This window comes from Tenacibaculum sp. Bg11-29, assembly GCF_002836595.1.
GTDB lineage: Bacteria > Bacteroidota > Bacteroidia > Flavobacteriales > Flavobacteriaceae > Polaribacter.
In genome coordinates, this window is record NZ_PJBB01000003.1 from 1,556,960 (window position 1) to 1,573,814 (window position 16,855).

The 16,855-nt window shown below is 30.4% G+C and carries 12 protein-coding genes; 2 read left to right on the top strand and 10 right to left on the bottom strand.

Going from position 1 to position 16,855, the window contains the following annotated elements:
- Window positions 1-18 precede the first annotated feature (18 nt).
- Window positions 19-1,095 (bottom strand): type IX secretion system outer membrane channel protein PorV, encoded by a 1,077-nt coding sequence (gene porV / locus CXF68_RS06925; protein ID WP_101043607.1) that lies wholly within the window; start codon window positions 1,093-1,095, stop codon window positions 19-21.
- 333 nt (window positions 1,096-1,428) lie between these two features.
- On the opposite strand from porV, the gene gldJ reads away from it, so the two are divergent.
- Together gldJ and murF are read left to right on the top strand one after the other, a co-directional pair.
- Window positions 1,429-3,138, top strand: a complete 1,710-nt coding sequence (gldJ, locus tag CXF68_RS06930) for a gliding motility lipoprotein GldJ (protein WP_101043609.1) — start codon at window positions 1,429-1,431, stop codon at window positions 3,136-3,138.
- A gap of 67 nt (window positions 3,139-3,205) precedes the next feature.
- Window positions 3,206-4,459: a UDP-N-acetylmuramoyl-tripeptide--D-alanyl-D-alanine ligase gene (murF, locus tag CXF68_RS06935; protein ID WP_101043611.1), complete on the top strand. Its 1,254-nt coding sequence runs from the start codon at window positions 3,206-3,208 to the stop codon at window positions 4,457-4,459.
- On the opposite strand, the gene CXF68_RS06940 is transcribed toward murF, so the two are convergent.
- The 9 genes from CXF68_RS06940 to CXF68_RS06980 all read right to left on the bottom strand — a co-directional run bounded on the left by CXF68_RS06940 (window position 4,456) and on the right by CXF68_RS06980 (window position 16,853).
- Entirely contained in the window at window positions 4,456-5,307 is an 852-nt protein-coding gene (locus CXF68_RS06940; RefSeq protein ID WP_101043613.1) for an N-acetylglucosamine kinase, read from the bottom strand. The genes murF and CXF68_RS06940 overlap by 4 nt on opposite strands.
- 13 nt (window positions 5,308-5,320) lie before the next feature.
- Window positions 5,321-7,219: a nucleoside-diphosphate sugar epimerase/dehydratase gene (locus CXF68_RS06945; RefSeq protein WP_101043614.1), complete on the bottom strand. Its 1,899-nt coding sequence runs from the start codon at window positions 7,217-7,219 to the stop codon at window positions 5,321-5,323.
- Window positions 7,220-7,258: 39 nt separating this feature from the next.
- The gene (locus CXF68_RS06950) at window positions 7,259-7,774 is read right to left on the bottom strand and encodes a hypothetical protein (protein WP_101043616.1); all 516 of its coding nucleotides are present in this window, start codon (window positions 7,772-7,774) and stop codon (window positions 7,259-7,261) included.
- A 57-nt stretch (window positions 7,775-7,831) separates the two neighbouring features.
- Window positions 7,832-10,978 carry a cytochrome c biogenesis protein CcsA gene (ccsA, locus tag CXF68_RS06955; RefSeq protein ID WP_101043618.1) on the bottom strand — a complete coding sequence of 1,049 codons (3,147 nt, stop codon included), beginning with the start codon at window positions 10,976-10,978 and terminating at the stop codon, window positions 7,832-7,834.
- 107 nt (window positions 10,979-11,085) lie between these two features.
- Window positions 11,086-11,964, bottom strand: coding sequence for an archaetidylserine decarboxylase (asd, locus tag CXF68_RS06960; protein ID WP_101043620.1), 879 nt, complete (start codon window positions 11,962-11,964; stop codon window positions 11,086-11,088).
- Between the two features lie 137 nt (window positions 11,965-12,101).
- Window positions 12,102-12,992, bottom strand: a complete 891-nt coding sequence (locus tag CXF68_RS06965) for a sterol desaturase family protein (RefSeq protein WP_101043622.1) — start codon at window positions 12,990-12,992, stop codon at window positions 12,102-12,104.
- A gap of 138 nt (window positions 12,993-13,130) precedes the next feature.
- Window positions 13,131-15,194, bottom strand: a complete 2,064-nt coding sequence (gene scpA, locus CXF68_RS06970) for a methylmalonyl-CoA mutase (RefSeq protein WP_101043624.1) — start codon at window positions 15,192-15,194, stop codon at window positions 13,131-13,133.
- Window positions 15,187-16,536, bottom strand: coding sequence for a methylmalonyl-CoA mutase subunit beta (locus CXF68_RS06975; protein WP_101043626.1), 1,350 nt, complete (start codon window positions 16,534-16,536; stop codon window positions 15,187-15,189). The genes scpA and CXF68_RS06975 overlap by 8 nt, the downstream gene beginning before the upstream one ends.
- Window positions 16,536-16,853 carry a septum formation initiator family protein gene (locus tag CXF68_RS06980; protein ID WP_101043628.1) on the bottom strand — a complete coding sequence of 106 codons (318 nt, stop codon included), beginning with the start codon at window positions 16,851-16,853 and terminating at the stop codon, window positions 16,536-16,538. Before CXF68_RS06980 ends, CXF68_RS06975 begins: the two co-directional genes overlap by 1 nt.
- Window positions 16,854-16,855 lie beyond the last annotated feature (2 nt).

Genomic DNA, 16,855 nt, shown 5'->3' on the forward strand with positions numbered 1-16,855 from the left:
TAAAAATAAATTAATTTATTAATAATCTTCATATATTTCTCCTAAATCAAATGATAAAGAGAATCGTAAAGTGTTTTCTAATGGATTATTTACGGAAGATGTGTTTACCAAATAAGATAAATCTAACGTAAATGCTTTAGCTGTAAAACCAGTTCCTAAAGTTAAAAATTGTCTTTGACCTTTTTCTTCACTTTCATGAAAATAACCAGCTCTAAGTGCAAACGCATTGTTGTATAAATACTCAGCTCCTAATGCCCAAGTTGTTTCTTTAAGTTCTTCACTAAAACCTCTATCACCTAAAGAAGTAAACATTCCGTCAAACCAACCTCTTGTTGAATTAGGACTTGATGGTACTAATAATTTGGTGAATTCTAAATTAAGACCAACAATGTTTTTGCTATCTAATATAAAGTCGAAACCACCACCTAATTTAGCATTGGTTGGAATGAAATTTTCTTGACCAGGTGTGTATTCTACTTTTGGTCCAATATTAGCAATATTGAAACCTAAACGATAACGCCCATTGAAGTTTCCGTAATTTTTTTCGTCAGATTGGTAGTAACCAGACACATCAACAGCAAATGAATTAACAGCATTAACATTACTATCATTAATGTCTAAGTTAGAATTGATGTATTTTAAACCAATTCCCATAGAGAATTTCTCACTCAATTTCATTGAGTAAATAGCAGAGATAGCAAATTCATTTGGGTTTTCAGTTCCAGTACCTACACCACTTTGATCTGTTAATTCAACTTCTCCTAGAGAAAAATATTTAATATCTACTCCCCAAGCAGCGTTTTCTTTAAATCTATTTACATATGAAGCGTTTCCAACAAAAATATCATCAGTTAAATTACGTAACCATGGTGTGTAATTTAAACCAACACTTATTTTGTTTTTATTGAAAACTGTTTTAGCAGGGTTGTGGAAAATAGAAAAGGCATCAGCAGATGTTGCTACACCTACATCTCCCATACCTCCAGCACGAGCATCAGATGATATTAATAAAAATGGAGTTGCGGTTGTGATTTGTTGTGCTTTGGTTTGAAGGGCAAAACATGCAAAAAACAATAAAAATGATAATTTTTTCATGTACAAATTCGATTAGTTTAGTTCAGCAAATATATGATTTTCTTAAAAATCTGCTACAGTTTCTTTAATTTTAATAATTACTTTAACGATACAGAGTAAGAATTATTATGTTCTATAGTTCTTAAATCTTAAAATAAAACAAATATGATTATAAAATTATAAGATTTAGGCTAGATATTTTAATCTTTTTCTTAAATTCGTAATACTAAACGTCAAACAATCTCGTTTTAATCTTACATAAGTAAGTTCTTTACGCTGTAATTTGTTTGCAATTTAGTTGTAAGGAATTAGAAATATTGTAAATTGCGGCACCCTTAAAATAGTTGAAAATAGATGAAAAGTACATTTAAATTATTTAGTTTATTGGTAATCATTAGCTTGTTTGTTACTTCTTGTAAAAGTGGTAAAAGTGGTGGTTCAGGTAAATCTTCCCTAACAGGATGGAACTTTAATGACCCTAGTTATGGTGGTTATATTAAAGGTGAGGAGAGAAACAGTAAGAAAGCTCCTCCTGGAATGGTACATATTGAAGGTGGTAGTTTTACAATGGGACTGGTACAAGATGATGTAATGTTTGATTGGAATACTACTCCGAAAAAAATGCACGTACGTTCTTTCTATATGGATGAAACTGAAGTTACAAATGCAGAATATGGATTATTTATGCAGTACACTAAAGATATATTCCCTCCAGAAGAACCACAATTTAAAAACATTTACCAATCTGTTTTACCAGATACTTTAGTTTGGCGAAAAGGATTAGGAAATACTAATTTGTTATCTGAAAGTTATTTGCGACACCCTTCGTATGCTGAGTATCCAGTTGTAGGTGTTAGTTGGTTACAAGCAAATAAATATTGTAAATGGCGTACAAACGCAGTTAATTTAAAAATATTAATGGATAAAGGTGTTATAAAAAATATCTTTAAAGAAGATTCGTTAAGTTTTAAAGGAAAGAATAATTTTGATACAGATACATATTTAACGAATCCTTATGCATTATTTGATGGGGATTCAACTATTTACAAAAAAGGAATTCCATTACCTAGAAAAAAAGGAGAACCAAAACCATCTAAAGATGCTTTTTCTGGAAGACAAGTAACATCATCAGACGGTATATTAGCTCAGAAATTTAGGCTTCCTACTGAAGTTGAATGGGAATATGCAGCAAAAGCTATTTTTGAAAACCGTGAATATAATAATATTAGAGGTAGAAAGAAATATGCTTGGACTGGTAAATATACAAGAGATAGAGATAAGAGAAGAAGAGGAGATCAATTAGCTAACTTTAAGCAAGGTAAAGGTGATTATAGTGGTATTGCTGGTTGGAGTAGTGATGGTTCTGATATTCCTAATGCAGCTAAAAGTTATCCGCCAAATGCTTTTGGTTTATATGATATGTCAGGGAACGTTGCTGAATGGGTAGAAGATGTTTATCGACCTATAATTGATTCTGAAGCAAATGATTTTAATTATTTTAGAGGAAATGTTTTTACTAAGAAATTAATAGATCAAAACGGAAAAGTAGTTATCGTTGGAGATGAATTAGGTGAGGTCGAATATGATACTTTAGAAAATGGTAGAATTGTACCAAAAGATTTACCTGGAAGTGTTAAGTATATCCCAATTACAAAAGAGGATACTTACATGAGAAGAAATTATAATTTAGCAAATAATTCAAGTTTAGGAGATGGAGATCAAGCATCATCAAAAGATTATGAGTTAGATAAAGATCAATTAGATCTTGCATCAAGAATGTATAATTCACCGCAAAAGCCTGAAAAAGAATTAGATTCTCTAGGGAATGCTATTAATAACTATAAATACGATTCAAAAAGAAGAACTACTTTAGTTAGTGATAAATCTAGAGTATATAAAGGTGGTTCTTGGGCAGATAGAGAATACTGGTTAGATCCTGCTCAGAGAAGATATTTCCCTGAATATATGGCTACAAACTTTATAGGCTTTAGATGTGCAACAGATAAAATGGGGCCAATGATGTTAAATAAGCGTAAAACAGCTACACCAAAGTATAAAAATTAATAAAAACGAATAAAATTTATATTTATAAACCTCATTGAATTTCAATGAGGTTTTTTATTTTTACAATATGAAGATAGCGGATTTACATAAATTATATACTCAACATTGTTTAGTTGATACTGATACAAGGAGGATAAGAAAAAATACTATTTTTTTTGCATTAAAAGGAAATAACTTTAATGGTAATAAATTTGCAAAAGAAGCTTTAATTAAAGGGGCAAAATTTGCGATTGTTGATGAATTAGAATTTAAAACGTCAGAGAATATAATTTTGGTTGATGATGTGTTAAGAACACTTCAGGAATTAGCAAGTTTTCATCGTGATTTTCTAGATATACCTATTATTTCTTTAACTGGTAGTAATGGTAAAACAACAACAAAAGAACTTATAAATAGTGTATTATCGTCAAAGTATAATACTAGAGCAACAGTAGGTAACTTAAATAACCATATTGGAGTACCATTAACCTTGTTATCTATGAATTCAGAGACTGAAATAGGTATTATAGAAATGGGGGCAAACCATGCTAAAGAAATCGCTTTTTTATCAAATATGGTAAAACCTAATTTTGGATATATCACTAACTTTGGTAGTGCACATTTAGAAGGTTTTGGTTCTTTAGATGGGGTAATAAAAGCAAAATCTGAATTATATACTTTTTTAATCAGAAATAAAAAACTAATTTTTGTAAACCCTAGCGACACAATTCAATTAGAGAAAACAGAAAAAGCTGATATAGTTTTATTTGAAGAATCTATTCTTTTTATTGAAGTAAACCCGTTTGTTAAATTATCTTTTAAATCCGTTGAAATTCAAAGTAACTTAATTGGCTCATACAATTTTTCAAATATATCAGCAGCTATTACCATTGGTAATCATTTTAATATTTCTGAAGAGAATATAAAAGAAGCTATAGAAAATTACATTCCTTCAAATAACCGTTCAGAAATTATAAAGACAAAGAGGAATACAATTATACTAGATGCATATAATGCAAATCCAACAAGTATGAAAGCAGCACTAGATAGCTTTAAAATGTATAAAGGAGCTCATAAAACAGTTATTCTTGGTGATATGTTTGAGTTAGGTGATTTTAGTGCTGATGAGCATCAAAAAACTGTAGATTTAGTTGCAAAACTTGAGTTTGATAATTTAATTCTTGTAGGAGAAAACTTCAATAAAACAATAACGAAATATAAAAAATTTAAAACTTTTTTAGAACTAGAAAAATACCTTTTAGATGAACCTTTACAAGAAAGCACTATTTTTATTAAAGGGTCAAGAAGTATGGCTTTAGAAAGAGTTGTTGAGTTGTGTTAAAAATTATTATTTTGATGAAATCTTACCAGGTTATCAATTGGACGTTGGATTACGTCAGTAATAACCAAATTATTTTTTAAAGCTACCTTTTTTAGTATATCTCTAAAATAGTATGCAATTGAACCGATAAAATAGATAGAAGTTTCCTTTCCTTTATTGTAGGGTAGTACTTGATATTTAAAATACTTTCGAAAACCTTTTTTTATTAATTTATTAATATATTTTTCATTTTTATAATCAAACATAAACTTAGCAAATGAAGCTAAATACATATTAGGATTTGCTTTTAAGTATAAATTTGTTTTAACGAAATCAACATTAAGATTAAACTCTTCCTCAAATGATTTAGCGATACTTTCAGGCATTTTTTTATAATAGAAGTCTCTAAGTAGTAGTTTTCCAAAATAATTACCACTAGCTTCATCCATAATTGTATATCCTAATGATTGAGCGAGTTTATTAGCTTTATAACCGTCATAATAGCAACTATTAGAGCCTGTACCTAAAATACAAACAATTCCAGGTTCTTTTGGAGTACATGCATAGACAGCGGCAAGCATATCTTCAGAAATAATTATTTGTGCATTTGTGAAATTTAATTGTAACACTTTATATAAAACAGCAACTGCTTTTTTAGTACCACAACCAGCTCCATAAAAGTAAATTTTTTTTACATTTTCTTTTACTTTTGAGAGTTTAGAAATACTATCAACTCTCTTTTGTAATTCACTTTCATTAAGAACAGCAGGGTTTAAACCTAATGAGTTAATCCTGAAAATTTCTTCTTTATTGGCGTTAAGAAGAATCCAATCTACTTTCGTAGAGCCCCCATCTGCTATTAAAATCATTAAATATTATATTTTATTGAATATTATCTAATTGCTCATAGATTGAGTTTTTCGACTTGTATTCAGGGACAATTATCTTAAGTAATTGTACTATTTTTTCATTATTATGATCTTTGTTAGAGTCACATAAGTCTTTAATTTTATTGCTTATAGCAAGAGCGTTTATTTGTAGATTTTTAGCGATCATTATTTTTTCATGATATGTTGGAGCTGTGTCTTCTCCGTTAGCTAAAAGCTCTTCATATAATTTTTCACCAGGACGTAAACCAGTTATTTTAATATCAATATCGTCTGGGAAATTTAAACCAGATAAATAAATCATTCTCTTAGCAATTTCATATATTTTTACAGATTTACCCATGTCAAAAATATATATTTCTCCACCATTACCCATGGTTCCAGCTTCTAGTACCAGACTACATGCTTCAGGAATTGTCATAAAGTAACGAGTAATTTCTTTATGGGTAACAGTTAAAGGACCACCGTTTTCAATTTGACGTTTAAAAAGAGGGATAACAGAGCCATTAGATCCTAAAACATTACCAAAACGAGTTATCGTAAACTTAGTATTATGATCGTTAGAATTACTCAAGCAACTAATGTACATTTCAGCTACTCGTTTAGTTGCTCCCATAACATTGGTAGGGTTTACAGCTTTGTCTGTTGAAACCATAACAAAACGTTCAACATTATTTTTTATGGATAAGTCTGCTATGTTTTTTGTGCCAGCTATGTTTATTTTTACAGCTTCGTAAGGGCTGGTCTCCATTAATGGTACATGTTTATAGGCAGCTGCATGAAAAACCTTTTGAGGTTTATAATCTTTAAATATTAGAGACATTCTTACAGTATCTCTAACATCAGCTACTATAAAAGTGATGTTTTTTCTTCCTTTTTGAAGAAGTTCTTGTTGTAAATCATATAAAGGAGATTCAGCTTGGTCGATTAATACCAGTTGTTTATGTTGATATAAACTAAGTTGTCTTGATATTTCAGACCCAATTGATCCAGCAGCTCCAGTTACTAAAATAACTTTATTGTTTACATCTCTTTTAACTATAGGGTTATCAATTAAAATTGGTTTTCTATCAAGTAAATCCTCAATTTTAATACTTTTAATTTGATTAGCTTCTAAATCACCATCAATCCATTTGGAGAGAGGAGGTACAATTTTAACTTTTACACCTAATTGTAATAACTTGTCTGTTAAGTAAAGAAGTTTATCTGGTTTTATTTTTTGAATAGAAATTATAATTTCATTAATGTGCTTACTCGTGATAAAATCTTTATCTATTTTTTGACCGTTATAAATTTTAATTCGATCAATTTTTTTACCAATTTTTTTTTCGTCATCATCAACAAAACCAATTACTTCGTATTTGTTTTTCGTATCTCTATTTAGTGCTCCGTAGGTAATTAGTCCAGAATTACCTGCACCGTAAATGAGTACATTAGTTATGGTACTTAATTCTGTAGACATGATCTCAAAAAAAGCTTTAAAAACATATCTGCTGATAATTAAAACCAGAATAGATATTAAATAATGTATTATTACAATAGCTTTAGGAATAGTAAAACTTGGAATTATTTTAAAAGTAGTGTTAATTAAAACAATACTAATTGTAATCATTGAAAGTAAAGTCACACCAACAAATACATTAAAAGCATCACGAGTTCCTGTGTGTCTAATGATACCTCGGTATGAACCAACAGAAAGAAAGCTGATGAGGGCAATAAAAGCAATAAAAGGAATTTGATAATATAAGTTTTCAATATCAAAATTCAAACTAGCATTAAAACGAACAGTATATGCTAAAATAAATGAGATACATATCAAAATGATATCTATAGTTAAAACGACCCATCGTGAAGCATATTTTTCAAAAGCTTTTAAAACCAGTTTCTTTCGCATTCTTTTCAGTTAAAGTTTAAAAACAATAAATAAGGAAAATTAAATTTTCTTCATCTGCTGCTTCATCATTTGCATTTGTTCTTTTAGCATACCGTGTTTGTCTAACTTTTTTGCTTCAGCCATTAAGTTTGTAGCTTCACGTTTTCTGCGTTTAGTCATAGCTATTCCTGCCAGTTGTAATTTAGCCATTGCCAAGTCATGATCCATTGCTAAACCTAGTTTAACAGATTTACGTAAGAATTTTTCTGCTTGGGTTATATTAGTTTGACTTAGCATAATTCCGTGTAAGTAATTATAATAGCCTTCTTGTTTTTGAATTAAAGCAGTCGATGGGTTTTTTATATAATCTAACCATTTTTTAGCACCTTCAAAATTTTGTTTACGTAATTGCATGAATGCAAGTAAAATGAATTCATTTTTAAAGTAAAAAAATACGAAAAGACCAGCAAGTAAAAGAATAGAAATTCCATTCATAATATGAATTTGAGTAAATTCATAAACTCCCCACAAGGCTATGATTGCGGCTATAACTAACTTTATGTTTTTATTGAACATGTTTTTCTTTTTAATCAATGCACAAAAGTACATCTTTCTGTTAAAATATTAATATGTTTATTTTTTATAAAACTTTTTATATTTAAACCAAGCAAATAAACCTAAAATAAAAACAAAAGCAATTGAGTAATAAACTGAAGTAGGAGTGATTACCTTATCTCCACTAGCGTATGAATGTAACCCAGATAAATAAAAGTTTACTCCCATAAAAGTCATCATTATAGATGCATAAGCAATAATAGACCAAAGATTAAAAGTATAACGACCTCTTAATCCTGGGATTAAACGCATGTGTAAAACAAATGCATACACCATGATTGATATTAATGCCCAAGTTTCTTTAGGGTCCCATCCCCAGTAACGCCCCCAACTTTCGTTAGCCCACATACCTCCTAAAAAGGTACCTATGGTTAACATTACCAATCCAACAGTTATAGACATTTCGTTAATAATTGTTAGTTCTTTTATATGAAGATCCATTTTCTTCTTGTTCTTTGAATTTGTGAAAATCATTAAGAATAAAGTGAAAACACCTAAAATCATTCCTAGAGAAAACGGTCCATAACTTCCCACAATAATAGAAACATGGACTTTTAACCACCAAGAATTTAATACAGGTTGAAGATTTGCTATCTCTGGATCTAACCAATTCAGACTTGCAAAAAACAAGGTAATAGCTGTAATGAAAGTAGCAGCTGCTATTGTTAGTGTTGATTTTCGACCAAGTAACAAGCCAAATAACATAGTTGCCCAAGCAACAAATACAATTGCTTCATAAGCATTACTCCAAGGAGCACTTCCGCTAATGTACCATCTAGAAAGTAGTCCTAAAGTATGTAGAATAAAGAAAGCTATAATAAAAATAATTAAACCTTTTACTATATAATTAATCCATTTTTTAGATGAAAGAATTTGAGTTATTAAAAAGATAATTAAAAGGATGCTTGATAATCCATAATACTTAATTAATCGATTAAAAACATTGAATTCATTGTATGCAATCTCTAATTCAATTTTATCTTCAGAAGGATATACTTCTTTCCCAAATTTCTTTTGAAATTTTTTAATTCCGTCTAAAACCTTATTGGTTTCAGTATAATTTCCTGATTTTTTTGAACTTTGTAAAAGTTGCATATAAACAGGTAGTGATTGGCGAACAAATACAGAGTCTGTTCCTTTAAAACCCGCATTTAATGTTTCTGGCTGTGACACCCATTTGTTGTTTTTATCATTAGGTATTGGGTATATTCTTAGCAAGCCACCACCTAAAGTTTGAGATAATAACCAAACCCTTTGTTCAATTTTAATGATGTCTGTATCAAACTTACTTTTAATCTTTTTCTTTTGAGCTTCTACCACTCGTTTGCCTATTATAGAAGTCCCTTTATCATCATAGAAATCAATGAATTTAGCATACTTAGTATCCTTCGATACACCAAGAAGTTCTCTTATTTGTGTGTTTCCTTTTTCTAAATAAATAAAAGGAACATTTAACCAAAGCATTGGCATCTCTGTTATAGAAAGCAAAACTTGTGTAGGATTCAACCCTTTAAAATTATTGGTGTGTGCTACTTTTCTAAGTAATTCAGAAGCTAAAGTATGTGTGGGTTTCATTCTTCCTCCAACATCTTGTATTACTAAAGAACTAAATTTAGTCGTATGCTCTAAGCTTGCTTTGTTGGTTGTTAAAATAGAATCTATTTGTGACTCTGAAAATTGTTTTGGTTTATGAGCCTCATGCTCTTGACCAATTGTATTCAAAGAGAAAAATAATATGATTACTGATAAACTTGCTTTCTTTGCTTTTACCTTATTTAAGGCTTTTTTTAAATCATCGAAACGAGTATTTTTAATAAATAAAATACAGATTAAGCCAAAGAATAACAAGAAGTACCCAATGTAAGTAATCCAAGTACCTATAAAATCGTGATTTACAGAGAGGTGAGTCTGTTCATGTTCACCATCAATTTTATAACTAGATTGAAATAATTTGTAGCCTTTATAATCTAAAATATTGTTCATGAAAATTCTAAAATCAAAAGTTTCTTTTTCTTCTATAACAGTAATTTCACTAGCATAAGCTGCTGCACTTTCTGAGCCTGGGTACTTTTCTAATTGAAAATCGTTTAATTTTACATTAAAAGGTATTTGTAATTTTTTAGCACCATACCAAGCCCTAAAATTTAAGTCACCTAAATTAAACTCTTCTATATTATCAACATTAAATTTACCTCCATAAAAATCAACCCTTTTTGTTTCTCCATTAGCAGTAACATCAAAAATAACGGTGTCGTACTTTTTATCGTCTTTTTTTCCTGAAAGTGTTTTCATAATTCCTTTTTCAGGAGATTTAGGGATAACAAATTGTAATCCTTTTATAGTATGAAGTGTTAAAAATTGAAAATGTTGCGCACTATCTTTAACAATTTGCCCTCTTTTTTGATCAGACATTCGAAGCCAATCACCATTATCTTTAGAGACCATTTTTAAATTATCATCTTCATAGAAAAAATTGACAGAAGCATTATTTTCTTTTACATCAAAACTAACAAGTATGTTATGAATATTTTGGGTTGTACCTCTTTTTATATAGTGTTCATGTCTGCTTCCGCTTGAACTCTCAACTAGAAACAAATGTTCAACTCCATTTTCATCGAGCACTAATTTCTCTTCAGACCATGGAATATATTCAACTAGTTTAAACGTAATGTTATGTTGTGTTTCATTCTTATTGGGTTGAAATGTCTCCGTAAACTTAGCTGAATTGCTACCCCATGCAGAAAGTAATAATTCGTTATTTGTTTCTTTTTGAAACTTATTATTGTCTACAATAACATTCAAATAATTAGTATCCGAAAAAAAAGTATTGGTAGTTTCTCCTTCGTCAATAATCATAATTCCTTCATGACTGATGTAACGAGTAACACCTGCACCAATTAAAATTAGTAGAAAAGAAGTATGAAAGAGTAAAACTCCCCATTTTTCTTTTCTGAATAAACGGTATCTGAAAATATTTCCAAAAAAATTGACAACAAAAAATAGCATTATCAATTCAAACCACCAAGTATTATAAATTAAAGCTTTTGAGGTTTGTGTTCCGAAATCATTTTCTATAAAAGTTGCGACTCCCATAGCTACGGCGAATAATAAAAATAAAACAGCCGTTAAGCGGGTAGAGTAAAGAATATCTAAGATTTTTTTCATCTGTAAATCTGCTAAGTGTAAAACTTGGCAAATTTACGTATTAATGCGCTAATAATTTTATGATTTCTGTCATTTTTAAAAGAAAGGAATCGTTAAAATTAAATGTGTTATAAACCTATTTTTTCTCCCATTTTAACAAAAGTTTCAATACGATTTTTGGTGTTTTTAATAATGTCTGAATCAATTTTTAGCTTGTTTTTGTCAGCAAGTAATACAATTGTTGAGCCTCCGAAAGCAAAATACCCCATTTCATCACCTTTTTTTACTGATTGGTGTGGTTTAAAAGTTTCGATAATTGTTCCTACCATTGTGGCACCAACAGGCGCTACTATAATATCCCCTTTTTCTTTAGTTGATAAAATGCAGTATTCACGTTTGTTTTCACAAAAAACTTTAGTAAAGTTTGATGCTAATGCATATGGCGAAACAGAAAAATAATCCCCTTTTATTTTTATCATCTGAGAAGGCGTTCCAGCGAACGGGAAATGATAGCGATGGTAATCATTTGGAGCTAGTCTTAAAATAATCAAAGAAGAGTTTTTGTGTTTTTTAGCTAACTCGTGACTGCCTAAAAACTCTTTTAGTGTAAATTGTCGTCCTTTTACAAAAAAGTTATGAATGTCTGATATATCTTCAAAAGCTAACATTTTTCCATCACCAGGGGAAGTAAACCCATTTTCAATAGGTCTTGCTGTTGGTTTTAATTTTCGATAGAAAAAATCATTAAATGAAGTGAAATCTGAAATAGACTTTTCAGCCTCAGTCATATTAATATTTAATTGCTTTACAAAAGAAGGTATTTTTTTTACAGAACCTAGTTTGTTCATCTTTTTGCCGTACCAAGCTGATAGGAATTTACGCTTGGCAATTGGTAAGATAGCCATTTTTCCAAACGGATTATTGTATAATAATTTTAAAAAACCTTCACCAGGTGGTTTTTCTGTAATTAAATTACCAGATTTTCTATCGATGAATTGTATTTGCATTTGAAAAAATTATTAAAACGGTATTAGGTTTTGGAAAAGGTAATAGCCGAGATTATTAAAAAAACACAAAGTTAGAAAACAAGAATATAATATACTACTTATTTTATTTTCCTTTTGATATTGATTTTATTTTTAATTTATGCTAGTTTTTTGCAAGTGTTGTTAGGGGATGGTTTCCAGTCGGGAGGCATAATTAAGTATTTTATTTTATTACTTAGGCTGTTGGTAGATTTTAAATCTTTTATTAAGTCTTTGAATAATCCAAATTGGCTACTAAAAACATTTTCGGTATTAATTGTTTTACTTTCGTCAGCTGTAATTCCGTAAACAGGTTTCACATGATCTAATTCTTCTTGGTAAGTTTTAAATAATCGATCCCAAATAGAGAAAACATTAGAAAAGTTGGTGTCTAAATAAGTACTGTTACTAGAATGATGTACACGATGTAGCATTGGTGTAATAAGTAGTTTGTTTAGTATTGGTGTTTTTCTGAATCTGGTTTCGTTTAAATGCGTGAAAACGCCATATAGACGAGATAATAAATCTATTGTTAGAATCATGTATGGGTTAAGTCCAATTATTGGTAACCAGGCTAGTATATGAAAATACTGTACGAAGTCAAATAGAGAGCCTCTAATAGCAACGCTCATATTCATTTCTTTTGGTGTGTGGTGTACGCCATGGATACACCAAAGAATTCTTACTTTATGTCCTGCGTAATGCACAACCCACCACATAAAGTCATAACACAAAAAGCCAAGTAGCCAGACATACCAAGTGTTTTTAAGTGTGAATATTCTTAGGTTTTCGTAAACCCAATTCATTACATTTAATTCTAAAGAAGCATAGAAAAGTAAGTAAGGAATGGTGCCAAAAGCAAGGCATAGTAAGCTAACTAGGCTTTCTTTTTTTAATTTTATTTTTTTCCCTACAAAAAGAAATATTAATTCAATTATTATTACAATAAATAATAAAGGAGTGGTGATAGTAGATATCTTTTCTAGCAAGTTTACAAAATTGGAGTACATTATAAAAACAAGTTTAATTGATTTTTAATGTAATATTAGTAAGACTTTAATGAAGAAAAAGACGTTTGTAGAAAAAAAAAAGACGCTTAGCTATTTTGTTTTTAGATTATAAAATAAATAAGCGTCATTGATAACGTTTTACTCCTCTGTACTATCAATTAAAATAGTTAACATGTCGATGGCAGCTTGTGCTATTTTTGTTCCAGGACCAAAAACTCCTACAGCGCCAGCATCGAATAAGAATTGATAATCTTGTGCAGGAATTACACCTCCAACAATTACCATTATGTCTTCTCTTCCATATTTCTTTAATTCACCAATTACTTGTGGTACTAATGTTTTATGGCCAGCAGCTAAAGAAGATATTCCTAAAATATGAACATCATTTTCAATAGCTTGTTTTGTAGCTTCTTGTGGGGTTTGAAATAAAGGACCTATATCTACGTCGAACCCTAAATCGGCATAGCCAGTAGCAACAACTTTTGCGCCACGATCATGACCGTCTTGACCTAATTTAGCAATCATAATTCTAGGTCGTCTACCCTCAAGCTCAGCAAATTTATCGGCAAGTTTGATCGCTTTTTTGAATAATTTATCGTCTTTTATTTCTTTACTATACACACCTGAAATAGTTTTATGAACAGCTTTGTGGCGACCGAATATACTTTCTAAAGCATCAGAAATTTCACCTAAGGTAGCTCTGTTTCTAGCTGCTTTAATAGCTAGATCTAATAAGTTTCCATCATTTGATTTTGCGCATTCAGTTAAATCGAATAAAGATTTTTTAACTTTAGATTGATCTCTTTTAGATTTTATATCATTTAGTCTGTTGATTTGGGATAAACGTACGGCTTCATTGTCAACTTCTAAAATATGTAAGGGATCTTCTTGTTCTAATTGATATTTATTAACCCCAACAATTATATCTTGATTGCTATCAATTTTAGCTTGTTTTTTAGCGGCAGCTTCTTCAATACGCATTTTAGGAATTCCTTTTTCAATGGCTTTCGTCATTCCTCCTAATTCTTCAACTTCTTTGATTAATTCCCAAGCTTTGCTGGTTATGTCTTCAGTTAGTTGTTCAAGATGATAACTTCCGGCCCAAGGGTCAACAGTTTTAGTAATATGAGTTTCTTTTTGTAAATATATTTGTGTGTTACGAGCAATACGTGCAGAAAAATCTGTAGGTAATGCAATTGCCTCATCTAAAGCATTTGTATGTAAGCTTTGTGTACCGCCAAAAGCAGCAGCCATAGCTTCAATTGTTGTTCTGGCAACATTGTTAAAGGGGTCTTGCTCTGTTAAAGACCATCCACTTGTTTGGCAATGTGTTCGTAAAGCTAATGATTTTGGGTTTTTAGGATTGAATTGTTTTACAATTTTAGCCCATAACATTCTCGCTGCACGCATTTTTGCAATTTCCATAAAATGATTCATTCCAACTGCCCAGAAAAAAGATAGCCTAGGGGCGAAAGAGTCAATGTCCATACCCGACTCGAGCCCTTTTTTGATATAATCCAATCCATCCGCTAAGGTGTAGGCTAATTCTATTTCGGCAGTAGCACCAGCTTCTTGCATGTGGTAACCTGAAATAGAGATTGAATTGTATTTAGGCATATTGGCAGACGTATATTTAAAAATATCTGCAATAATTTTCATTGATGGGGTAGGTGGGTAAATGTATGTGTTACGTACCATAAACTCCTTTAAAATGTCATTTTGAATAGTTCCAGACAAGAGTTCTGGAGCGACACCTTGTTCTTCTGCTGCAACAATATAAAAAGCAAGAATAGGTAAAACGGCTCCATTCATTGTCATTGAAACAGACATTTTATCTAAAGGAATTTGATCGAATAGAATTTTCATGTCTTCTACTGAGTCAATAGCTACACCAGCTTTACCAACATCACCCTGTACGCGTTCATGATCTGAATCATAGCCACGGTGTGTAGCTAAATCAAAAGCAACAGAAAGCCCTTTTTGACCAGCGGCTAAATTTCTTCTATAAAAAGCATTACTTTCTTCAGCTGTTGAAAATCCTGCATATTGACGAATAGTCCAAGGTCTACGAACATACATTGTAGAGTAAGGGCCGCGTAAGTTTGGTGCAATACCTGCAATAAAGCCTTCGTGTTGTTTGTTTTCAGTATTTGAATTTTGACTTTTGTCTAGTTGTATTTTTGATACGTCTTTTCTACTCATCGTGTAAACGTTTTTGTTCTAACTTTTCGGCTAACCTTTTTTGAATAATTGGTTGAATAAGCGTTTGGTCATTTCTAATTTTAGCAAACGGAAAAAGCTCTAAATCATCCTTCATGCTGTCTTTATCGTTTTGTAATTTATTAGATCCTAATAAAACGATTTCTCCAGAGTCAAATTTTAGTTGTTCTTTGTTCGCTGATTCTTTAATTTTTCTTTGAATAATACCTTCTTTTAGTTGTTTTAAGAAGCCACCTCCTTTTTCAATTGTTTTAAAGACTTCTAGTGCGTTTTGAGAAATTTGATGAGTGATTGATTCTATGTAGTAAGCTCCATTGGCAAAATTTTGAGCTTCAGATAACTCACTTTCTAGTTGTAGTATTAGTAATTGATTTCTTGAAATACGTTCGCCAAACTCATTAGAGTGATGAAAAAAGTCGTCATAAGAAATATTGCTAACAGTATCTGCTCCGCCTAAAATAGCACTCATGCATTCTGATGTTGTGCGTAGCATGTTTACGTTATAGTCGTATAGCGTTTTATTTCGTAAGCTTGGCAATACAAATAAGTGAGTTTTATTGTTTTTAACATCGTATTCTTTCAATAGAGATGTCCATAAAACTCTAAAAGCTCTTAGTTTTGATATTTCAAAAAAGTAATTACTCCCAACAGAAAAGTTAAAGTGTATCTTATTAACTATTTTACTTCCGAAATGGTTTAAATATTCATTTGCATGCGCAAGAGCATATGCTAATTGTTGTGTAATACTTGCTCCAGCATTTTGATATACAGAGGTGTTTATGCAAACAGAGTTGTTTGTTTTATCAACGATTCTCTCAAGTTCTTTGTGGTCGTCTGTTAAATTTGTAAACCAATTACCACTACTCGCTAAATTGCCAATTATATCTATATTAAAATAGCAGTTTTTTGATTTTATGTAGTCAGATAATTTAATAGTGAAATCAGCGTCTATAAATTTTAAATTAAAATAGAGTATTGTGTTTTTTAAATCTAAATCTCTTAAAAGAGTTTTGTAATCAAATTTTTTTTTAGCTTTAAATTCGATTGATTTAGCTCCTCTTTTTAAGGAGTCTATAGCTGATGAATTACTTTTTTCTTCGTTTTCAATGTAAATTGACTGACAAATAGCGAACCCTTTTTCGGAGGTGTCTATTTTTGCGTTGGTTCTGTCTTCTTTTGTGTAAAAAGGTTTAACGGTAATTCTATCATCTGTTTTCCACAGCAGCGTATCATTATAATCAGCTCCTTTTAGGTCTACTTGAATTTTTTGCTTCCATTCAGGAGCGCTAATTTCTCTAAATTCGTTAAATAGATAATTGTCCATTATTTTTGTATGGTATCAAATTCGATAATATAAATATCTTCATTTTCCTTTTTCATTAAATACCTTTCACGAGCATAACGCTCTAGTTGAAGGTCGTTTTGAAGCTTTTTTATGGTTTCTTTGTCTTTCTCAATTTTGTTTTTATGGTAATCTATCCAAACTTCTAGTTCTTTAATTTCTTTATTAAATTCTCTATGTGTAAGGTAAGAATTTTCATCAAAAAAAAGCATCCATATAACAAATACAGTTAAAATAACAACATAAATGTTTGTTGCTATTTTAAAAGAGGGTTTGTTTTTTATTGATTTTAAGTTCATAA